Origin of the sequence: Parazoarcus communis SWub3 = DSM 12120, assembly GCF_003226565.1 — a bacterium.
In the GTDB taxonomy this organism is placed as follows: Bacteria; Pseudomonadota; Gammaproteobacteria; order Burkholderiales; family Rhodocyclaceae; genus Parazoarcus; species Parazoarcus communis.
On sequence record NZ_QKOE01000001.1, the window covers coordinates 561,019 to 580,744 of the forward strand.

Consider the following 19,726-nt stretch of genomic DNA (forward strand, 5'->3'; position numbering starts at 1 on the left):
TATCCCTGAAGCAGCCCTAGGCTCTGTTGACCGAGTCGGGCCAACTGTGGATAATCTGCGGTTGTGTTTGACTGTGTCCGTTCGAAGAATCCGTTGGTCACCTGGAGGCAGATTGGGAGGCAGACGGGTTTTCGGTTGGTTACGGACTACCGCGGACGAACACGGGTAAGGCGCTGTTTTTTCAGATGAATTGCTTTCGTCTTCGCCTGTCAGATTATTGGTTTAACGACTTTTAATCCGTTGGTCGCAGGTTCGAATCCCGCACGGCCTACCACGAAAATCAAAGGGTTGGAGTTGATCTCCAGCCCTTTTTGTTTTTATTACCACAATCCTGCTGGCGCCTTGAATCAAGGCAAGTCAACCCGCTATACTATTGGGCGTTGTAGCCAACGGTGAAAAATTTATATTTGCCGGCTACCCGGCGTCACAGGCTGTCACACTCTCGTTTCCCGGTCGCAGCGTCCATCGCGGCACCCACCCGAATCATCAAGAGATAGCTGGACATCGGTCTGGCTATTTTTGTTTCTTGCTGTTCGCCCGGTTTTCGGTCCACATCCGGCCCCCGAGCAGCCTGTGCGGTGCAATCGGCCGACCCAGCAACCATCCGGACCCAAGCTTGCGCGCCGAACAGGCCCGGCAAGCAACACCGTTGCGATCATGCATCATCGATCGCCCCAGTGCGGGGTGGCAATACCATCACTACCCTGCCCGCCCCCTGTTGCACCGGGGTCGTCACCGATTACACAGATGCTCGCTCAGCCGGATCTGATTGGCCTGTCTGCACAGTGCAGGTCCGGCAGATCTTGACATGCAGCCCGTCAAGGCAGCGGCGAGACCCGGCTCAGCCCCGGCCAACGGGGCAACCGGCACACTTATCAGGAGCCCGAAAATGGCCAAGGAAGAATTGATTGAAATGCACGGCTCGGTTACCGAAGTCCTGCCCGACGGACGCTATCGCGTCACCCTCGACAACGGTCACACCCTGATCGCTTACTCCGGTGGCAAGATGCGCAAGCACCACATCCGCATCATCGCCGGCGACAACGTTTCACTCGAAATGTCGCCTTACGACCTCAGCAAGGGACGGATCACCTTCCGTCACCTGCCGGGCCGCGGCGATGGCAGCTCGCCCCCGCCGCCCGCCGCCCGCCGCCGCTAAGCACCAGCTCCGGACGCATGACCTGCAGCCCTTGCCCTTACAGGCAGGGGCTGCTGCTTTTCCTGGATACGAAGTGGAAACACCCGCCATGAACACGATGCATATCTGGGTGGATGCCGATGCCTGCCCTGCCGTCATCAAGGACATGCTGTTCCGTGCAGCAGCACGCACCGGCCTGCCACTCACCCTGGTTGCCAACCAGTTCCTGCGCACCCCCTCTTCACCCACGATCCGCATGATCCAGGTGCCGGGCGGTTTCGATGAGGCCGACAAGTACATCGCCGACCGCGTCCAGCCAGGCGACCTGGTGATCACAGCCGACATCCCGCTGGCAGCCGCGGTGGTCGAGCGCGATGCGCAAGCCTTGAGCCCGCGCGGGGAATGCTATGGCAAGGAGAACATCCGCCAGCTGCTCGACATGCGCAACTTCATGGACACCCTGCGCAGCACCGGCGTCGACACCGGTGGCCCGCCCGCATTCGGTCAGGCAGACCGTCAAGCCTTCGCGCGCCAGCTCGACAAACTTCTGCTGGCCGCAGCACGACGACGCCCCAAGCCTCCCGAATCGTCACACTGACTCACACACCCCGCCCCTGCTGATCAATTTGTGCCAATATTCACCGTCGGAGCAATGTCGACACGTCATCAGCCTTCAAGTCAAAGGGGAGCAGAAAAATGGGTTTGTTCAGTTTCATCAAGGATGCTGGCGAGAAGCTGTTTGGTAGTGGCGAAGCCAAGGCCGCCCAGGACGCCGCCGCAAAGGCACCGACACCAGAAAGTACCGCATTGGCCAACACCAAGGCCGCCGAAGCGATCCGCAACTACATCGATGCACTGAAGCTGGCCACACCTGACCTGACGATCCGCTTCGAAGGCGCCTCGGGCACGGTGACGGTTGGCGGCAGTGCCCCCGATCAGGCCACCAAAGAACGCATCCTGCTTGCCGCAGGCAACGTCCAGGGCGTCTCGCAGGTTGAGGACCAGATGACGGTGCTCAAGGCTGAACCCGAAGCAAAGTTCCATACCGTAGTGCGTGGCGACACCCTGTCTGCCATCGCCAAAGCTCACTATGGCAACGCCAACAAGTACATGGCGATCTTCGAAGCCAACAAGCCCATGCTCAGCCACCCCGACAAGATCTACCCCGGTCAGGTCCTGCGCATTCCACCTCAGGCCTGAGTACTTGCCGCGGCGACATTGTCATCCTCCTGACGTCACTGTCGCCGACACAAACGGCTCTCGGCAAGGGCATGGCTTGAACTCGGCATTCCGGCGCGCTACGCTGCAGCCCGCCCACCGCAATCAGACCTACCCATGCCCCGCATTCAGATCGAACTTCCCGACGCCTTTCCGTTCTCGACCGAACTGACGCTTTACCTGAGTCACATGAACGCGGCAGGCCACCTCGACAACGCCCTGCTGCTGACCCTGGTTTCCGAAGCGCGCTGCCGCTTCTTTGCCTCCATGGGTCACAAGGAACTCGACGTAGACGGTCGCGGCGTCATCGTCTCGGATGCCGCCCTTCAATATCTGTCCGAAGCCTTTCACGGTGAAACCGTCATCGTCGAGATCGCACCGCAGGACTTCAACAAATACGGTTGCGATCTGATGTGGCGGATGCGCGAACGCGACAGCGGTCGAGAGATTGCCCGCGGCAAGACCGGCATTGTGTTCTTCGACTACCAGGCCCGCCGTATTGCGCCGGTCCCCGAAGTCTTCCGCCAGCGCTTTGTCGATGCCACTTGAAGTCGATCTGCCCGTTGTCATCGTCGGCGGCGGACCATCCGGCCTGATTGCCGCCGAGGTGCTGTCCGCGCAAGGACTGCCGGTTGCGCTCTACGATGCCATGCCTTCGGTCGGACGCAAGCTGCTTCTGGCCGGGCGCGGCGGGCTCAACCTGACCCACAGCGAACCCGTCGACGCGTTCAAGTCGCGCTACGGCGAGCGCGCCACCGAAATCGCTCCCTTGCTCGACGTCTTTGGCCCGGACGCCCTGCGCGCGTGGGCAGCCTCGCTCGGCGTGAAAACCTTTGTCGGCAGCTCAGGCCGCGTGTTCCCGACCGAGATGAAAGCCGCTCCGCTGCTGCGCGCCTGGCTGAGCCGGCTGCGCAAGCAGGGGGTTCGCATCCACGTGCGACATCGTTGGCTGGGCTGGACGCAGTACACCCGTTCTTCGCAACAGTGCCTGCGCTTTTCAAGTCCGGATGGCGAACAACACGTGCACGCCCGGGCCGTCATCCTGGCCATGGGCGGAGGCAGCTGGGCCCGTCTGGGTTCGGACGGCGCCTGGGTCGGCCCGCTACGGGCGCTCGGCATCGATGTTGCGGACCTGCAGCCTGCCAACTGTGGCTTCGAGCGCATCGACAGCGCCAACCACACCCCCGGCTGGAGCGCCCATTTCCGCGAGCGTTTTGCCGGCCAACCGGTCAAATCGGTTCGCGCCATGGTGACCGACCCTGCGGGCCGGCGCCATGAACGCAGCGGAGAATGCATGATCGACGCCACCGGTATCGAGGGTGGGCTGATCTATGCCTTGTCGGCGCCGCTGCGCGACTCAATCCGCACACAAGGTCACGCCGTATTGACGCTGGACCTGACCCCTGCACGCAGCCTGGAACGCCTGTCTGCAGATCTGTGCCGCCCTCGGGGCAGCCGCTCGCTGTCCAGCCACATTCAGAGTCAGACGGGACTCAAAGGCGTCAAGCTCGGCCTGCTGCGCGAGTGCCTGCCTGCCGACATCCTTGGCGACCCTGCACGACTGGCGGCAGGCATCAAGGCGCTACCCATCAAGCTGAGCGCACCACGCCCGATCGACGAAGCAATCAGCACTGCCGGCGGGGTGCGCTTCGAGACGATGAACCGCCACCTGATGCTCAATGACCTTCCCGGCGTGTTTTGCGCCGGAGAGATGCTGGACTGGGAAGCGCCAACCGGTGGCTACCTGCTGACCGCCTGCTTCGCCAGCGGACTGGTCGCAGGGCACGGTGTCATGAACTGGCTGCAAACCCTGGACGCCCGCTGAACCCACCCTGCTCCCGCTATTCCGGCAACAAGGCAGGAAACCCAGGCTGCGCGTAAAATGCCGCTTTGTCCGCACAAGCAGCAGCCATGAACACCTCTCACCGCCGCCCCGAACTGCTCGCGCCCGCGGGTTCGCTCGACATGATGCGTACCGCCTTCGCCTATGGGGCCGATGCCGTCTATGCCGGCCAGCCGCGCTATTCGCTGCGCGTGCGCAACAACAGCTTTGGCAAGCTCGACGTACTCGCTGCCGGCATTGCCGAAGCCCATGCCGCCGGCAAGGCCTTTTACCTGGTGGCAAACATCTACCCACACAACTCGAAGATCCGCACCTTCGAAGAGGACATGGCCCCGGTCATCGACATGAAACCGGACGCATTGATCATGGCCGACCCGGGACTGATGATGATGGTGCGCGAGCGCTGGCCGGATATGGACATCCACCTGTCGGTGCAAGCCAACACCACCAACTACGCCTCAGTGCGGTTCTGGCAATCGATGGGCGTCAAGCGCATCATCCTGTCACGTGAGCTGTCGCTCGACGAAGTCGCCGAAATCCGCGACGCCTGCCCGGACATGGAGCTCGAGGTTTTCGTGCATGGCGCGCTATGCATCGCCTATTCCGGCCGCTGCCTGCTTTCGGGTTACTTCAACCACCGTGACCCCAACCAGGGCAGCTGTACCAACTCCTGCCGCTGGGACTACAAGCTTCATGAAGCGGGCGAGAACGCAGCCGGCGACGTGCAATCCTGCGGCAACACGCCGTTGGGCAACCCCACCGATTTCGGCACCGTCGGCACTGCGCTGGGCAGTGCACTGGGCGGTGGTCCACGCCACATCGGAGGCAGCAAGGTGTGGCTGCTGGAAGAAGGTAGCCGCCCGGGCGAACTGATGCCGATCGAAGAGGATGAACACGGCACCTACATTCTCAACTCCAAGGATCTGCGTGCCATCGAGCATGTGCAACGTCTGGTCGAGATCGGAATTGACTCACTGAAGATCGAAGGCCGCACCAAGAGCCCCTACTATGTCGCCCGCGCCAGCCAGGGATATCGGCGCGCCATTGACGACGCCGTAGCCGGCCGCCCCTTCGACACCCGCCTGCTGGGCGAGCTGGAGGGTCTTGCCAGCCGCGGATATACCGACGGTTTCTACCAGCGTCACCACACGCCGGAACACCAGAACTACCTGCGCGGCCACTCCGAATCGGGGCGCAGCCTGCTGGTGGGCGAGGTGATCGGCTTCGACGACGCTCGCGGACTTGCCGAGGTCGAAGTCAAGAACCGCTTCGCAGTCGGCGACAAACTGGAGTTTCTGCTGCCTTCCGGGAACCTGAGTGCCACGATCGAGCGTATCGAGCAGGCCGACGGCACCTCGCTACCGTTGGTGCCCGGCAGCGGACGCCGTGTGTGGCTCCCCCTGCCGGCCGGTGCCGACTCAAGCCAACCCTGCTTCATTGCCCGTTATCTGTAAGCATGCAAGCGCGGGTTTCAATCCTCGCGCTGCGACTGCAGGATGCGCCGGCGAAATGGGCCGGCGTCATTCCACGCAACCATCCCCCCCAGCAACAGCAAGCCACCGACCAGGGCGATCGCCGCATACGGCACCATCAGGGCCAGCAGTGGCCAGTTGATCGAACGCTCGAGCATGGCCTCGCCAGGGGCCTTGGGATTGACCCAGGCGGTGACCGACGCACCCGGCGCCAAATCGGCCCGTTTGCGTACGAGCGCCTCCTTGTGGTCAAAACCGTAGTGAAGGTCATAACGCGACGCCAGCAAGGTCACGCCAGCACGCTCATACTGAAAACTCACCTCCAGCCGGGGCAAGGGGCGATTGAACAGCAGGTCTGCCGGCACGGTCTGGACCGACACGACCTTAGCCTCCACCGCCTCCCACTGGCGACTCTGCATTGCATCCAGCAAGGGCAGGATGCCGAAATGGATTGCCCCCGAAACGCCTGCCACCAGCAGCGCAGTCCCCAGCAAGGGGAACACGACGCGGAGGACCGCCTCAAGCAGATACAGCTTCAGAGCGACACGAGGCATGATGCGGCGAAGAGACCAGGGGCTTTCATTCTATGCGCCGCAGGCCGGTTCGGAAACCTCGGAACGCATTTCCCGCCGACCCTGCCCCTCAAGCGTGCATCATCGAACCCAATCAACCGCGTATAGCAGCCGGACCCACCCATGAACACGCCCTCCTCCCTGACCATCGACAGGCTCGACCTATTGGCGGATCGACACAGCTCCGCTTTCCTGACCCTGTTGGACCACTATGCTCAAGACCCGATGGGCGGTGGGCATCCACTAAAGCCGGAAGCGCGTAACCATCTGGTTGAGCGGCTCCGCGAGCGCACCGACTTCGTCGGCTTCATTGCATTTCACGGTCAACAACCCTGCGGCCTGATCAACTGCTTCGAAGGCTTCTCCACTTTCGCCGCCCGCCCGCTGCTCAACATCCACGATATCGTCGTGCTGCGCGAACTCAGGGGCCAGGGCATCGCCCGCAAACTGCTGGCCGCGGCAGCCGACGAAGCCCGCCGTCGCAACTGCTGCAAGCTGACGCTGGAGGTGCTGTCAAACAACACGGCCGCCCTGCGCACCTACCAGCAAGCCGGCTTCGCCCCTTACCAACTCGACCCGGCGGCGGGGCAGGCACTGTTCATGCAATGCCCGCTATAGCCTCCGCTGCGCGTTTGCCGCGGCACCGATGCCGTGCTTCTGCGCTATAATGCAAGGCTTTGTTTTATCTGAAAATCAGGACCCACCGTGCTCGTCGCCGCCAACATCACCATGCAGTTCGGGGCCAAGCCCCTGTTCGAGAACGTCTCCGTCAAGTTCGGCGACGGCAACCGCTACGGCCTGATCGGTGCCAACGGTGCCGGCAAGTCCACCTTCATGAAGATCCTGTGCGGCGCACTTGAGCCCAGTGCAGGCAACGTCTCCAAGGATCCGCACGAGCGCATGGCCTACCTGCGCCAGGACCAGTTCGCCTACGAAGACATGCGTGTGCTAGACGTCGTCATGATGGGCCACGAAGAGCTGTGGGCTGCGATCAAGGAGCGGGACGCGATCTACGCCAACCCCGAGGCCACCGAAGACGACTACATGCATGCCGCCGAACTCGAAGGCAAGGTCGGCGAATACGACGGCTACACCGCCGAAGCGCGTGCCGGCGAGTTGCTGCTGGGCGTGGGCATCGGCACCGAACTGCACAACGGCCCGATGCAGAACGTCGCCCCGGGCTGGAAGCTGCGCGTGCTGCTGTGTCAGGCATTGTTCGCCAACCCCGACATCCTGCTGCTCGACGAGCCGACCAACAACCTGGACATCAACACCATCCGCTGGCTGGAGGAAGTGCTCAACGAGCGCAACTCCACCATGGTGATCATCTCTCACGACCGCCACTTCCTGAACCAGGTGTGTACCCACATGGCGGATCTGGACTACGGCACCATCACCGTATACGCCGGCAACTACGACGACTACATGGAAGCGTCCACCATGGCGCGCGAGCGCCAGTCCGCCGCCAACGCTCGTGCCAAGGACAAGATCCAGGAACTTCAGGCCTTCGTGCGCCGCTTCTCGGCCAACAAGTCCAAGGCCAAGCAGGCCACCAGCCGCATGAAGCTGATCGACAAGCTCAAGCCCGAAGACGTCAAGCCGTCCTCGCGTCAGTACCCGTGGATCCGCTTCGACTACGACGACAAGGACAAGCTGCACCGCCTCGCCTGCGAGATCGAAAACCTCACCTTCGCCTACGACGGCATGGAAAGACCGCTGATCAACAAGTTCAGCATGGCCATCGATGCCGGCGACCGTGTCGCCATCATCGGCGAGAACGGCGTCGGCAAGACCACGCTGATGAAGCTGCTGGTGGGCGAACTGACGCCGCAGAAGGGCCACGTCAAATGGGCCGAGAAAGCCAAACCTGGCTACTACGCGCAGGACCACTCAGCCGATTTCGCCAGCGATGTCAGCCTGACCGAATGGATTGCCGACTACTCCCGCATCACCGCGGCAGCCACCGGTGAAGACAACGAGACCCTGATGCGCGGCACCCTGGGCCGCCTGCTGTTCTCGGGTGACGACGTCAAGAAGTCGGTCAAGGTGATCTCCGGGGGTGAACAGGGCCGCATGCTGTTCGGCAAGCTGATGCTGTCGCGCCCCAACGTGCTGCTGATGGACGAGCCGACCAACCACCTCGACATGGAATCCATCGAATCGCTCAACGGTGGTCTGGACAAGTTCAACGGCACCCTGGTGTTCATCTCGCACGACCGCGAGTTCGTCAGTTCGCTGGCCACCCGCATCGTCGAGATCAAGCTCGATGGCACCATCATCGACTACCGCGGTACCTACGAAGAGTATCTGTCGAGCCAGGGTCTGGAGTAAGCAACGGGCTAGCAGGCATGGCAAGCCTGCTAGCCTCGCACACCAAACAAGTCGCGTTCTCAGCGCTCCGGAACGCGGACACCAGTCAGGCCGCCGGAGCCTCCGTACTTCGACCTGCGCCCTCGACACTCGGAATCAGGCCCGACGTTACCGCGTGCGCTACCGCCTGCGCACGATTGCTGACATTGAGTTTGCGCAGGATTTTTTGTACGTGGTTCTTGACTGTCAGCGGGCTGATATCGAGGATCTGACCAATCTCATAGTTGGTCTTTCCATCGCGGACCCAGGCCAGCACCTGCAGTTCCCGCTCCGACAGCAAAGGGTCGGCCATCACCACTTTGCCACCCTGCAACTCCCCCTCCCACATCCGCTGCAAAGCCATGTGCAGGTTCGGCATTAATAGTTCGGCCAGATAGGTTTCGCGCTCTCCGGGCGGATGCGGCATGCCGAGAAACACGAAAAATGACGCAGCCTGTTCCCGGCGCGGCTCTACCACACCATGACACAAGAGATGTGCACCGACATGTTCCGCCAGCAACGGCGCGTCAATTGGAACCATCGGCCGCCGGCCGGCATCGTTCCACGCCTTTAGCAATGGCAACACAAGTCCCCCGTGCGGATCGCGGGCAACACGCTCAAAGCTCTCCGGCATCACCGCACGCGAGAAGATCTCGTTATTGACGCTCATGCTGCTCAGATCACCGAACGAACACACCAATGTCTCGTGCGGCAGAAAACTCTGTAACGCGCCCTGTGCCCACAGGAAGAACTGAAACCGTTTTGTCACCTTGACCGATGTCTCGATCGCAAAGAGGAGGCGTTCGAGTTCCTCACCGTGCAGTGACCCCGAATAGTTCATTAGAGTCATACCTTGTGATCACGCCAACCAAGACTCATACCTTCACCTCAACCATGCGACACACCCCATCACCGCATGTGGGCGGCAGCGGGCCAAGGCGAACACTTTCATTATCTCAAGCGAATGAAGCAGTCTAATGTGCTTCAATGACATCAGCTTGATGGCGAACTAGTTCTTTCGGACTGTACTGTGCCGCGCCAGCATGACGGCATTGCGACGCTGGCATGACGCCTTTGTGGATAGCACGAGCGGCTACTGCTGCCCGGAGGCTGGGGCGTCGTTGCCGGGTACCGGCCGAAACACCCAATCGGCGTAACGGCGGGCCTGTGCCGCGGTCGGATCCAGTTCGGGCGGCAAGCCGTGGGTGCGCAAGGGGACGAGGCCGGAGCGGCTGCGCAGGCCGACGATCCCGCCACCGGCACGCACCAGCTCCCAGTCGGGTTCGCCGGTGAAGGGGTCGCGCCAGACCCGGCGCAGATGACGAACGGAATAGGGGAAACGCCGGTCCTGGATTAGGTCCTGCAGCGACTGCGGCCACGCCGGACTGCCCTCCGGCGACAACGCGCGGTAGCGCGCGATGGCACGGGCAATGTCCGCGCCGCGGTAGAGCAGTTCGGTCTCTTTCTCGCGCTGCGCCAGGCGCGACCAGGCCTCGCCGGTATGTGCCAATCCCAGCCCCAGCGCGGCGATCAGGAACAGTACCAGCAGGTAGCCATAACCCGCCTGGCGCTGGCGGGCACTACCACGACGCATAATCCGTCCCGTCACGGCCGACACCTTCCGCACCACTGCGTACGTCCCACACTCCGCCGGCGGGCTCGAGGGATTCGAGACGGGTCGGTGGCGGCATTTCCACCCAGGTGTCACTGCGATCGGTCAGCGGGTCGACCGGAATCGACCGCAGGTAGCGCTTGTCGGTCAGCTCCTGCAGCGTACGGGGGTAGCTGCCGGTGTCCCCCTTGAACTTGTCGATGGCATCACGCATGACCGCAAGCGACTGCTTGACGCTGGCCTCGCGCGCGCGCTCGAGGTGGTCGAAGTAGCGCGGCGCGGCGATCGACAGCAAGGTAGCGACAATCGCCATGACCACCAGCAGCTCGATCAGGGTGAAACCCGCGAGTGCCGCGCGTGGCCGTCCGAGGCGCATGCGCTCACCATTCACGGTAGGGCACCCCGTCCAGCCCGGTTCCGCCGGCCATTGAATACACGTCGAACACATCGTCGCCCTCACCCGGATCGTCGGGCGAGCTGGCATAACTGCGTTTGCCCCAGCTCGCCTCGGCCGGCAACCCGCCCTCGGGATGAAAGGGATCGCGCGGCAGACGACGCAGGAAGTAGATCATGCTGCCGTCCGGATCACGTGCATCGCGCACCCCACCTGCCAGCACCTCGAGCTTGGGCGGATAGCCACTGCTGCCTTCCGGCCGGGCGATACGCCCCTCATCGGCCGCGGCCTTGTAGGCGTCAATGGCGCCGCGGATCTGGCGCAGGGCAGACCGAAGTTCGGCCTCGCGCGCACGCTGGGCCCCCAACTCGACCAGCGGCATCGCAGTCGCCGCCAGGATGCCGACGATGGCCACGGTCACCACCAACTCGATCAGGGTGAAGCCCAGGGCGAGGCGCCGCATGTTCATTGGCCGACCCGGACGTCGATCGAATCGGCGGCGGACTCGGATTGCAACTGGCCGCCGCGACTGACAGTCAGACCCGAGGCAGAGATCCGCGCATCGCCACTGGCGCCCGGCTTGCTGCGCAAGGCGACCGATGCCGAGGTCGCGCCACCGCCGGCTGCAAGCGGCACCACCACCTGCCCTGACTGCCCGCCCTCAGCCGCAGCAGCTTCGACCAGTTCGGGATCGAAGCTGACGGTTACGGAACCCCCATCGTGAGGTGAGCCGGCATCGACAGTAAGCGTCACCGAAAATGCCTCTCCCTGCCCCAGCGCTTCCGGTCCGGCCAGACCAAGGCGTGCGCCCTGACGTGCCGGCTCCGGCGCCCCATCAACGGCGCGTTCGACGGGTGCGACGCGAGGGGCTTCTGCCCGTACCGGCGTCTCGCGAACGGGTGCTGCGCCCGGCGCGCCGTCACCACGCAGCGCCAGGCTGTTGGGCGAAGTCGGTCCCAGGCGCAACTGCGCTGCACCGACCGTGGCTTCAGTGCCGGCAGGCAGATCCGCCCGGGTCAAAGCCGGCGCCACCACGTTGCGCACGATACGCGGCGTGATCAGCAGCACCACTTCGGTCTTGCTGCGCGAGTCGCTCTGACTGGAGAACAGCCGGCCAAGCATCGGCAAATCGCCCAGGCCCGGCAGGCGGCTGGCGCTCGAACGCTCTTCGTCGTTGATCAAGCCGGCCAGCACCTGGGTTTCACCATTGGCCAGGCGCAAGGTGGTTGCCGCACTGCGAGTACCGACCTGGTAGGCAAGCGAGCTCGATGGCCCCTGCACTTCCTTGACGATGCTGCTGACCTCCAGCGCGACCTTGATCATCACCTCGTCGTCGAGCGTCACGCTGGGTTCGACATCCAGCTTGAGACCCACGTCCAGATAATTCACCGAGGCCGACACCCCGACATTGGCCGTCGACGTCGTGGTAAACACCGGCAGCTTCTCGCCGATATGGATCTTGGCCTTCTCGCGGTTCTTCACCCGAATGCGCGGATTGGCGAGCAAGGTAGTGTCACTGTCCTCATTACGCAGGTTCAACAGCGCCCCAGGGTTGGACACATAGGGCACCATGGAACCGCGATTGCGCAGATTGACCACACCGCTCGCCAGCACGCCGCCCGGCGACGTCGTGGTCTGAGTCACGCCGTTGATGATGGTGGTGGTGGCCAGGCTGTCCTGGATCAGGCCGTAGCCGATCTGGTCGGGGAAATCGAGGCCCAGGTTCAGCAGCTTGTTGCGGCTGACCTCAAGCACCTCGACCTCCAGCATGACTTCGGGTTCGGCAACGTCGAGCGTGGCCAGCAGGCGTTCGGCCAGTCGCACGGCGTCCGGCGTGTCCTTGATCACCACCATGTTGAGCTTTTCATCAATGAACACATCCTTGGTCTTGACCAACTGCCGCACCATGGCCAGGGCCTGCTTGGCGTCGGCATTGGTCAGGTAGAAGCTGCGGGTGACCAGTTCAACGTATTCCTTCTGCTTGGCCGCAGTGGCCGGATAGATCAGTACCGAATTGGCATTGAGTTGCTTGCGCTCAAGCTGCTGGGTGGCACCGATCAGAGCGATGACTTCGGCCACCGTGCTGTTGCGTACGAACAGCGTGACCTTGGACTCGGCACGCACATCACGATCGAACACAAAGTTGAGCCCGCTGGCACGCGACAGGGCCTCGAACACCACCCGCAACGGCGCCTCGCGAAACTCCAGCGTGACCGGACGCGCCATAGGACCATCGGGCACCGCCATCACCGGCGCCGCCTGAGCCGCAATCTCGTCAAGCTGACGTAACAGCTCGCGCGCCCGGACATTGCTCGCCTGTTCGGCAAGCACCGCACGCACCCCCTGTTCAGCACCAGCCAGGTCGCGTCGGGCCAGTGCCGCTTCGGCCTGGTCGAGGCGGGCACTGCGACGGCGTTCCGCTGCCAGTAGCGCCGCGCCGCCCTTGGCCTGCGGGTGATTCGGATCGATCGCCAGTGCCGCCGCGTAGTGGCGTTCGGCCTCTTCGGCATGTCCCTGCGCACGCGCCTGTTCGGCGGCGATCAGGGACTCGCTGACCAGGCGTTCGCGCTGACGCAGGTAGTAGGCACGCAACTCCTGGTTGCGCGGCTCGGCCTCGACACGGGTTTTCAGATCCGCAAACGCCTGCGTGCGGTCACCACTGGCAAAAGCCTCGCGGCTTTGCTGCAGGCTGGGGTTGGATACGCAGGCAGTCAGCGTGATCACGGATGCGCACAGCAACAGGCGTGCGTTTCGGGCAGTCGGGGTCATTTGGAAGAGAGGTCGATGGATTGTCGTTGTTCGAGCGGGAGGTAGAGCAGTTCTAGCCGCTGGGCATCAATGCGCTCGACGCGATAACGCTCACCCAGCACATCGCCCTGGCGGACGAGGTGCAGCTGCTTGCCCTCCATCAGCATCACGGTGCGTTCGCCGTCATCGTCCAGGGCACCGACAAAACGGAACGGCAGCGCTGGCGCCATCGGCCGCGGCACCACGGCCTGCGGCGGCGGTGGCCGGAAGCTCAAGGGCGTGGCGAACCCTGCACCCTGTTCCGGCAAGCCGGGGCGCGCGCGGAAATCCACGAGTGCAGGCAATTCGATTGCCGCGCCGGTCACGGGCTCGACCAGGCGGCGGGGGGCGCTACGCTCCGTCCGCTCGACGGCGGCGGACACCGGGGCCGTCTCGTCCTCCTGCATGCCCAGCCAGCCCGCTGCCGCCAGCGTCAGCGCCAGGGCGCCGAACAGCATCGTCGTGCGCGTGTTCATGCCCCCTCCCGCAGGAACATCACCAGCCGCAATTCGGCCTCCACCACGCTGGCTTCGCTGCCGCCACGCTTGATCGAGATCGACTCGAGGCCCAGTTCAGGCAGATCGATCAGGACGGCGCCCAGCCAACGGTAGATGCTGGGAAAATCGCCCTGTACCGGCACCACCAACGCAACCCGCTGCAAAGGGGTGGCACGCTCGGCCACGCTGCGATAGTCGGCCCTTCTCACCTCGACGCCATGCTGCACCGCCATCGCATAGATACGCGAAAGCCGCTCGGACAGCGCACTGGCAGGCGGAAAACGTTCGGTGTAGTAGGCCTCCAGCCGCGCGCGCGGTGCAGGCTCGGCACGCTGCGGTGCTGCACTGCGCTGCAGGCGGGCACGTTGCTGCTGCAGCGCTTCCTGCTGCGTGGCGATCCAGGCATCGCCCACCACGCCAAGCACGGCGGCCACCGCCAGCACACCGAGGCCGGCCCAGCCGGCAAACCCGGCACGCAGGCCTGCACGGCGCAGCATGGCCAGTGCCGGTTGCAACGCCGCCCAGCGCGCCCCAAGCCCTTCACCCATCTTCATGCCCCACCCCAACGGCTGGTCATGACGAAGCGCACCAAGGTCACGCCATCCACCACGGTGAGCTCGTGTCCGCCGAGCTCCGCACCCGCCAGCACCGGATCGTTGCGCATGCGGCCAAGCACCGCCAGCACGGCGTCGAGCGAACGCGCCTGCCCTGTCAGACGCAGCGCACCACGCAGCGCTTCACCTTCGATTTCGATCCAGGCGACATCCTCACCACGCACGCGGTCGAGCGCGACAAAGACTTGCCCCCAATCGGCATCGAGCTGCGTCGACACGCGGACCAGCGCCTGCACCTCGGTCACGGTCAGGGCCGGCTGTACCACAGGAGCGGGCGGAACAGGCTCACTGGCCCGCTGGCGCTGCAGCTCTGCAAGCAACTGAGCACGTTCATCCAGCGCTCGATGTGCCTGCACGAACTGAAATCCCTCCATCGACAAGACGGCCAAGGCCACCGCCAGTGCCACCCAGCCCAAGCGGCTGGAGGGACGGCGAACCGGTAGAAAATCGAGCACGATCGGGGCCGGTGCCTTCATACCCCGGCTCCGCTCGCAGCCAGGGACCAGCCCGCCGGCAGCGCCTCCACCTGCAAACCTTCGACATGCAGGCGCCCCGGCAAAGCCGACGGCTCGCTGGCCGCCCACAGCGCCAGCGTACGCGCCAGAGTCTGTGCCGGTATCGTGCCCGATGGCTCGCTGCGAACCCGAAGCCACTGCCCGTCCTGCCAGCTGCCGGTGGTGAGCCGGCCGTCCCGGCACAAGGCAAATGCACCTCGGCCACCCGCTGCCTGCGTCGCAATGCGGTTATAGGCGTGGACGTAAGCCCCACTGAAGGCGGTCAGGCGCAGGCGATGCCGCTGTATCCAGACCTGCAGCGCCTCGACAATGGCGCGCGGTGCGGCACAGGCCAGCGTGCTGTCGCCACAGGCATCGCGGTCGATCGCGATGCACCAGGCCTCCGGGCCGATATCGTGGACTGCACGAAACCGTGCCTCCAGCCACAGGCGGCGCTCACGCGCGCCACGCAGCCCTGTTGGCCACTGCACCACCAGGTAGCGCAACCAGATGTCGCCCAGTTCAACGACCAGACGCCCAGCATTGCGCAAAGCGGGAATGGGGGGCAATGCCTCCAGCGCCAGCGCCGGATCGTCGGCAAACCCTGCAGCATGCGGTCCATCCGCCGACTGCAGTTGCCAGGCATCGGCCTTGAGGGTGAGCCGGAGCGACTCAGCCGAGAAGCGTGACACGGTTCAGTTCCTGCAAAGAGGTTTCGCCGGCCGCCACCATGTCGGTGACCGCCTCGCGCAGACTGCGGAAGCCCTTGCGCCGCGCCGCATCCTTGAGGCTGCGGATGGGCGCACGGGCGAGGATCAGCTCGCGGATTTCATCATCGAGCAGCAGGACTTCAGCCACCGCCCGCCGCCCGCGGTATCCCGCCCCGCGACAGTGACCGCAGCCCTGACCGGCACGGAAGCGGAAGGCTGCCACATCACCCAGCTCCGATGCGGCCAGCAGCGCGGCGTCCGGCACCACGTCGGCCACGCAATGGCTGCAGTTGACCCGCACCAGACGCTGGGCCACCACCCCATTGAGCGCAGCAACCAGGTTGTACGGGTCGATACCCATGTGCATGAAACGGCCAATCACATCGAACACGTTGTTGGCATGCACGGTGGTGAACACCAGGTGGCCGGTGAGCGCGGCCTGCACCGCAATTTCGGCGGTCTCGCCGTCGCGGATCTCACCCACCATGATCTTGTCCGGGTCGTGGCGCAGGATGGAGCGCAGGCCACGGGCAAAGGTCAGGCCTTTCTTTTCATTGACGGGGATCTGTAGCACGCCGGCCAACTGGTATTCGACCGGATCCTCGATGGTGATGATCTTGTCCAGACCATGATTGGTCTCACCCAGCGTGGCGTAGAGTGTCGTGGTCTTGCCGCTGCCCGTCGGACCGGTGACCAGCAGCATGCCGTAAGGCTCGCTCGCCAGCCGGCGCAGCACGCTGCGGGTGGACTCGGCAAAGCCCAGCGACTCCAGGGTCAGGCCGCTCATCTCGCGGGTCAGGTGTTCCTTGTCCAGCACCCGCAACACGGCGTCTTCACCGTGGATACTGGGCATGATGGAGACGCGGAAATCGATCTCGCGTCCGCCGGTACGGGCCTTGAAGCGTCCGTCCTGCGGCACACGCCGCTCGGCAATGTCGAGTTCGGCCATGACCTTGATGCGCGAGATTGCCTGCTCGGCCAGTTCCACCCCACTCGCACCGCCAACACGCGACAGCACACCATCAATCCGGTACTTGATCACCAGACCGGCAGGCACGGCCTCAAGGTGGATGTCACTTGCACCCTGCTTGAGCGCGTCGTACAGGGTGGAGTTCACCAGCTTGACCACCGGACTGGCGTCGGCACTGATACGGCGCAGCGACAAGTCCTCGACCTCGTCGCCCTGCTGCTCGCCCTCGCGTGCCATCGACAGGCCGGCTGCACGCCGGACCTCATCCTCATGGCGGGCGAGGCAGGCGGCAAGGTCATCGCGATCAGCCAGCATGATCGCGTAAGGCTCATGCACCCGGGCGCCGAGGGCATCGAGCAACTCGCCGTCGAAGGGATCAGCAATCGCAAGCAGCAAGGCACCGTGCTCGTCGCGCAGGGCAACCGTCTCCCGCTGCAAGGCCAGCTCGAACGACAGTACGGCAAAATCCGGTGCCAGGCGCATCAGCCGGGCAGTCTCCAGAACCGGCAATCCGCTGCTGGCCGCCAGCCGTGACAAGCGTTCGACGGGGTCCCGCTCCAGCTCTGCCAGGCCATCGGCCAGCCCCTGCCCCGACGCGATCGCCGCGTTCAGCTCGGTCTCGGCAAAGGAGCGTGCCAGCGCGGTATGCTGAGGCGCGTTCATCCGATGCTCTCCGCAAGCTGGAAGATGGGCAGATACATCAGCACCACGATCAGACCGATCGCACACCCGATGAACAGCATCAGCAGCGGCCCGAACAGACGCGTCAGCCACTCGACCTGGCGCGCGGTGTCTTCTTCGTGAAAGGCGGCGGCACGGGTCAGCATCTCACCCAGATTGCCGGCGCGCTCACCGACTTCGAGCATACGCACGGCTACCGGGGTCGTCAGCCCACCCGCTTCCAGGGTCTCGGCAAAACCGCGACCCTCCCGGATGCGGCCAATCGCCTGATTCAGGCTGGCGCGCAGCGAATGCGTCAGCAGCCCTGCGACCATGCCCAGCGCAGTCACCACCGGAATGCCGCCGGACAACAACATGCCCAAGGTGCGGTAGAAACGCGCCAGCTGAAACACCCTCAACTGCTCGCCCAGTACCGGAGTGCGCCACATGGCCCGCCCGGCCGCGGCACGAACAGCGGGATGACGGGCCAGGACGACGACACCCGCCCCCATCAGCACCAGGCCAAGTACGCCGGCCGCGGCGTGGGCCTCGATGAACTGCCCCCACTCGAGCAACAGGCGGGACATCAGCGGCAACTCACCCCCGACATCTTCATAAATATGCGAGAAGCGCGGTACCACGTAGCCCAGCAGAAACAGCACCACCAGCGCACCCACCGCCAGCAGCAGCACCGGATAGATCGCCGCACTGACCAGCTTGCCGCGCAGCAGCTCAAGTTGCTGCCGGTAGGCGATGTAGCGCTCCAGCGCACGGTCAAGGTCGCTGGTGCGCTCCGCTGCACGCACCATCGCCACATACAGTTCAGGAAAGGCCTGCGGTGCCGACTCCAGCGCGCTGGACAGGGTGCGCCCCTCATGCAGCGCGCGCAGCATCTCCTGCAGGATGTTGCGCACCGAGGGCCGGTTTTCCTTCTCGGTCAGCGCGGCAATCGCCTCGGCCAGCGGAATGCCGGCACGCAGCAGGGCGAGCAGTTCCTGATTGAACAACAGCAGGGGAAAACGCTGTCCGCGCCCAGCCACCGCTGCGCGGCGTGCGCTCAGCATCACCATGCCGCGCGCGGCCAGCTGATCGCGCAGGGACTTTTCGGAATCGGCGTCGATGTCGGCGTCGATGACCGCCTGATCCGGCCCGATCGCCCTTACCCGGTAGCGCATCAGCTTACCAATTGGTGACGTCGGCGGCTTCGCCTTCGCCCCCGGGCTGTCCATCGGTGCCGAAGGAATATAGGTCGAACTCGCCGTGTTCACCGGGGTGGCGGTATTGGTAAGGATTGCCCCACGGGTCCAGCGGCACTGCCTTGCGCAGGTAGGGACCGCTCCAGCGCCCCTCCCCGCTGGGTGCCGACATCAGCGACTGCAGGCCTTGCTCGGTGCTTGGATAACGGCCGACATCAAGTCGATACTGGTCCAACGCCTTCTCCAGCGCATCGATCTGGGCACGTGCAGTCTTGATCTCCGATTTGCCGATCTGGGCAAAGAAGCGCGGCCCCACATAGCCTGCCAACAATCCGATGATGACCATCACCACCAGCAACTCGAGCAAGGTGAAGCCGAGGGCCGCGCGCCGGGTGCGCAAGGTCATGGAGCAGCAGAACGACATAAGGAGGGGCCTGAAGGAAATCAGCTAGGGCCATCAAGGCTAGGCCGAAAATGTTGCAGCACAGTGAAGACGACCACCGACATCAGCCTGTCACCTGAGCAGCAGAGCATGCGCACACGCATTTCCGACGGATCCTATCGCTCGTGCTACCCCCAATCATCCTCGTATTGTTCATCGCGACACTGCCGATCTGCTCACCCGCCCAAGCCGGCAGCTTGTTCGGGTTTGTCGACGACAGCGGGGTCGCCCACTTCAGCGACTTTGCCAGCACCCCCCGTCACCAGCGCCTGCTTACCGAAGGTGCACGCGCCTCGCCGGTTCGACGAGGCGGCCCCAACCCATCAACTCCCAGACCATCAGCCCAACTGCAGGGACAGGTCGTCCGCATTGCCTCGGAACACGGTCTGGACCCGGCGCTGGTGCTCGCGATCGTGGCCACCGAAAGCGCCTTCAACCCCCGCGCGCGTTCGCCCAAAGGCGCCCTCGGGCTGATGCAGCTGATGCCCGACACTGCGCGCCGCCTGGGCGTAGCCGACCCACTGGACCCGGAAGCCAATCTCCGTGGTGGCGTGCGTTACCTATCGATGCTGCTCGACATGTTCGACGATCTCTCCCTGGCGCTGGCGGCCTACAACGCCGGCGAGGGCGCGGTGATCCGTCACGGCCGCAGCATTCCCCCCTATCCGGAGACCCTCGCGTATGTACCGAAAGTCATGCGCCACTACGCCGACTTCCAGCACCGGCCACCCACCTCGCTCGGTACCGATCGGCCCTAA

At 64.1% G+C, this 19,726-nt stretch carries 22 protein-coding genes; 9 read left to right on the forward strand and 13 right to left on the reverse strand.

All coding sequences use genetic code 11. From position 1 onward, the window contains the following. The first annotated feature begins 889 nt into the window (after positions 1-889). The 6 genes from infA (at position 890) to trhP (ending at position 5,653) form a co-directional block, all read left to right on the forward strand. On the forward strand, positions 890-1,159 hold the full coding sequence (gene infA / locus DNK49_RS02595) for a translation initiation factor IF-1 (RefSeq protein WP_110522737.1): 270 nt from the start codon (positions 890-892) through the stop codon (positions 1,157-1,159). Positions 1,160-1,256: 97 nt separating this feature from the next. Then, a complete protein-coding gene (locus tag DNK49_RS02600; RefSeq protein ID WP_110522973.1) occupies positions 1,257-1,736 on the forward strand; it encodes a YaiI/YqxD family protein in 480 nt (159 codons plus the stop codon). Between the two features lie 98 nt (positions 1,737-1,834). Beyond that, entirely contained in the window at positions 1,835-2,338 is a 504-nt protein-coding gene (lysM, locus tag DNK49_RS02605; RefSeq protein ID WP_110522738.1) for a peptidoglycan-binding protein LysM, read from the forward strand. A gap of 135 nt (positions 2,339-2,473) precedes the next feature. After that, complete coding sequence (locus tag DNK49_RS02610; RefSeq protein WP_110522739.1) at positions 2,474-2,905, forward strand: acyl-CoA thioesterase; 432 nt, start codon at positions 2,474-2,476, stop codon at positions 2,903-2,905. Then, entirely contained in the window at positions 2,895-4,181 is a 1,287-nt protein-coding gene (locus tag DNK49_RS02615) for a TIGR03862 family flavoprotein (RefSeq protein ID WP_110522740.1), read from the forward strand. The genes DNK49_RS02610 and DNK49_RS02615 overlap by 11 nt, the downstream gene beginning before the upstream one ends. Before the next feature lie 86 nt (positions 4,182-4,267). Further along, positions 4,268-5,653 (forward strand): prephenate-dependent tRNA uridine(34) hydroxylase TrhP, encoded by a 1,386-nt coding sequence (gene trhP, locus DNK49_RS02620; RefSeq protein ID WP_110522741.1) that lies wholly within the window; start codon positions 4,268-4,270, stop codon positions 5,651-5,653. A gap of 17 nt (positions 5,654-5,670) precedes the next feature. Here trhP and DNK49_RS02625 read toward each other — a convergent pair whose 3' ends face one another. Next, on the reverse strand, positions 5,671-6,225 hold the full coding sequence (locus DNK49_RS02625; RefSeq protein WP_110522742.1) for a DUF3592 domain-containing protein: 555 nt from the start codon (positions 6,223-6,225) through the stop codon (positions 5,671-5,673). 141 nt (positions 6,226-6,366) lie between these two features. On the opposite strand from DNK49_RS02625, the gene DNK49_RS02630 reads away from it, so the two are divergent. Next, complete coding sequence (locus DNK49_RS02630; RefSeq protein ID WP_110522743.1) at positions 6,367-6,861, forward strand: GNAT family N-acetyltransferase; 495 nt, start codon at positions 6,367-6,369, stop codon at positions 6,859-6,861. Between the two features lie 87 nt (positions 6,862-6,948). Beyond that, entirely contained in the window at positions 6,949-8,574 is a 1,626-nt protein-coding gene (locus DNK49_RS02635) for an ABC-F family ATPase (RefSeq protein ID WP_110522744.1), read from the forward strand. 85 nt (positions 8,575-8,659) lie between these two features. Here the strand turns inward: DNK49_RS02635 and epsA are convergent, their stop codons facing one another. The 12 genes from epsA to gspG form a co-directional block, all read right to left on the reverse strand. Then, the gene (epsA, locus tag DNK49_RS02640; protein WP_110522745.1) at positions 8,660-9,433 is read right to left on the reverse strand and encodes an XrtB/PEP-CTERM-associated transcriptional regulator EpsA; all 774 of its coding nucleotides are present in this window, start codon (positions 9,431-9,433) and stop codon (positions 8,660-8,662) included. Between the two features lie 252 nt (positions 9,434-9,685). Beyond that, positions 9,686-10,201, reverse strand: coding sequence for a type II secretion system protein (locus DNK49_RS02645; RefSeq protein WP_243632209.1), 516 nt, complete (start codon positions 10,199-10,201; stop codon positions 9,686-9,688). Next, positions 10,173-10,580 carry a type II secretion system protein gene (locus DNK49_RS02650; protein ID WP_110522974.1) on the reverse strand — a complete coding sequence of 136 codons (408 nt, stop codon included), beginning with the start codon at positions 10,578-10,580 and terminating at the stop codon, positions 10,173-10,175. Before DNK49_RS02650 ends, DNK49_RS02645 begins: the two co-directional genes overlap by 29 nt. Before the next feature lie 4 nt (positions 10,581-10,584). Further along, on the reverse strand, positions 10,585-11,067 hold the full coding sequence (locus DNK49_RS02655) for a type II secretion system protein (RefSeq protein WP_110522747.1): 483 nt from the start codon (positions 11,065-11,067) through the stop codon (positions 10,585-10,587). After that, the gene (locus DNK49_RS02660; protein WP_110522748.1) at positions 11,064-13,367 is read right to left on the reverse strand and encodes a secretin N-terminal domain-containing protein; all 2,304 of its coding nucleotides are present in this window, start codon (positions 13,365-13,367) and stop codon (positions 11,064-11,066) included. The genes DNK49_RS02655 and DNK49_RS02660 overlap by 4 nt, the downstream gene beginning before the upstream one ends. Then, positions 13,364-13,861 carry a hypothetical protein gene (locus tag DNK49_RS02665; RefSeq protein WP_110522749.1) on the reverse strand — a complete coding sequence of 166 codons (498 nt, stop codon included), beginning with the start codon at positions 13,859-13,861 and terminating at the stop codon, positions 13,364-13,366. Before DNK49_RS02665 ends, DNK49_RS02660 begins: the two co-directional genes overlap by 4 nt. After that, positions 13,858-14,436: a hypothetical protein gene (locus DNK49_RS02670; RefSeq protein WP_133255076.1), complete on the reverse strand. Its 579-nt coding sequence runs from the start codon at positions 14,434-14,436 to the stop codon at positions 13,858-13,860. Before DNK49_RS02670 ends, DNK49_RS02665 begins: the two co-directional genes overlap by 4 nt. Beyond that, positions 14,433-14,972 (reverse strand): hypothetical protein, encoded by a 540-nt coding sequence (locus tag DNK49_RS02675; RefSeq protein ID WP_110522751.1) that lies wholly within the window; start codon positions 14,970-14,972, stop codon positions 14,433-14,435. Before DNK49_RS02675 ends, DNK49_RS02670 begins: the two co-directional genes overlap by 4 nt. Then, positions 14,969-15,682 (reverse strand): hypothetical protein, encoded by a 714-nt coding sequence (locus DNK49_RS02680; RefSeq protein WP_110522752.1) that lies wholly within the window; start codon positions 15,680-15,682, stop codon positions 14,969-14,971. The genes DNK49_RS02675 and DNK49_RS02680 overlap by 4 nt, the downstream gene beginning before the upstream one ends. Then, positions 15,663-17,333 carry a GspE/PulE family protein gene (locus DNK49_RS02685; protein WP_110522753.1) on the reverse strand — a complete coding sequence of 557 codons (1,671 nt, stop codon included), beginning with the start codon at positions 17,331-17,333 and terminating at the stop codon, positions 15,663-15,665. Before DNK49_RS02685 ends, DNK49_RS02680 begins: the two co-directional genes overlap by 20 nt. Beyond that, positions 17,330-18,505, reverse strand: coding sequence for a type II secretion system F family protein (locus DNK49_RS02690; protein ID WP_110522754.1), 1,176 nt, complete (start codon positions 18,503-18,505; stop codon positions 17,330-17,332). The genes DNK49_RS02685 and DNK49_RS02690 overlap by 4 nt, the downstream gene beginning before the upstream one ends. Before the next feature lie 4 nt (positions 18,506-18,509). Further along, on the reverse strand, positions 18,510-18,932 hold the full coding sequence (gene gspG / locus DNK49_RS02695; RefSeq protein ID WP_243632210.1) for a type II secretion system major pseudopilin GspG: 423 nt from the start codon (positions 18,930-18,932) through the stop codon (positions 18,510-18,512). 161 nt (positions 18,933-19,093) lie between these two features. On the opposite strand from gspG, the gene DNK49_RS02700 reads away from it, so the two are divergent. After that, positions 19,094-19,726, forward strand: a complete 633-nt coding sequence (locus DNK49_RS02700) for a lytic transglycosylase domain-containing protein (protein ID WP_243632211.1) — start codon at positions 19,094-19,096, stop codon at positions 19,724-19,726.

Excerpts from the sequence above, each read along its gene's own strand:
- DNK49_RS02625 (WP_110522742.1), bottom strand. The coding sequence starts at position 6,225 with ATGCCTCGTGTCGCTCTGAAGCTGTATCTGCTTGAGGCGGTCCTCCGC.
- DNK49_RS02630 (WP_110522743.1), top strand. The coding sequence starts at position 6,367 with ATGAACACGCCCTCCTCCCTGACCATCGACAGGCTCGACCTATTGGCG.
- DNK49_RS02610 (WP_110522739.1), top strand. The coding sequence starts at position 2,474 with ATGCCCCGCATTCAGATCGAACTTCCCGACGCCTTTCCGTTCTCGACC.
- infA (WP_110522737.1), top strand. The coding sequence starts at position 890 with ATGGCCAAGGAAGAATTGATTGAAATGCACGGCTCGGTTACCGAAGTC.
- trhP (WP_110522741.1), top strand. The coding sequence starts at position 4,268 with ATGAACACCTCTCACCGCCGCCCCGAACTGCTCGCGCCCGCGGGTTCG.
- DNK49_RS02690 (WP_110522754.1), bottom strand. The coding sequence starts at position 18,505 with ATGCGCTACCGGGTAAGGGCGATCGGGCCGGATCAGGCGGTCATCGAC.
- DNK49_RS02655 (WP_110522747.1), bottom strand. The coding sequence starts at position 11,067 with ATGAACATGCGGCGCCTCGCCCTGGGCTTCACCCTGATCGAGTTGGTG.
- DNK49_RS02650 (WP_110522974.1), bottom strand. The coding sequence starts at position 10,580 with ATGCGCCTCGGACGGCCACGCGCGGCACTCGCGGGTTTCACCCTGATC.
- DNK49_RS02675 (WP_110522751.1), bottom strand. The coding sequence starts at position 14,972 with ATGAAGGCACCGGCCCCGATCGTGCTCGATTTTCTACCGGTTCGCCGT.
- gspG (WP_243632210.1), bottom strand. The coding sequence starts at position 18,932 with ATGACCTTGCGCACCCGGCGCGCGGCCCTCGGCTTCACCTTGCTCGAG.
- lysM (WP_110522738.1), top strand. The coding sequence starts at position 1,835 with ATGGGTTTGTTCAGTTTCATCAAGGATGCTGGCGAGAAGCTGTTTGGT.
- DNK49_RS02665 (WP_110522749.1), bottom strand. The coding sequence starts at position 13,861 with ATGAACACGCGCACGACGATGCTGTTCGGCGCCCTGGCGCTGACGCTG.
- DNK49_RS02600 (WP_110522973.1), top strand. The coding sequence starts at position 1,257 with ATGCATATCTGGGTGGATGCCGATGCCTGCCCTGCCGTCATCAAGGAC.
- DNK49_RS02615 (WP_110522740.1), top strand. The coding sequence starts at position 2,895 with ATGCCACTTGAAGTCGATCTGCCCGTTGTCATCGTCGGCGGCGGACCA.
- DNK49_RS02670 (WP_133255076.1), bottom strand. The coding sequence starts at position 14,436 with ATGAAGATGGGTGAAGGGCTTGGGGCGCGCTGGGCGGCGTTGCAACCG.
- epsA (WP_110522745.1), bottom strand. The coding sequence starts at position 9,433 with ATGAACTATTCGGGGTCACTGCACGGTGAGGAACTCGAACGCCTCCTC.
- DNK49_RS02685 (WP_110522753.1), bottom strand. The coding sequence starts at position 17,333 with ATGAACGCGCCTCAGCATACCGCGCTGGCACGCTCCTTTGCCGAGACC.
- DNK49_RS02660 (WP_110522748.1), bottom strand. The coding sequence starts at position 13,367 with ATGACCCCGACTGCCCGAAACGCACGCCTGTTGCTGTGCGCATCCGTG.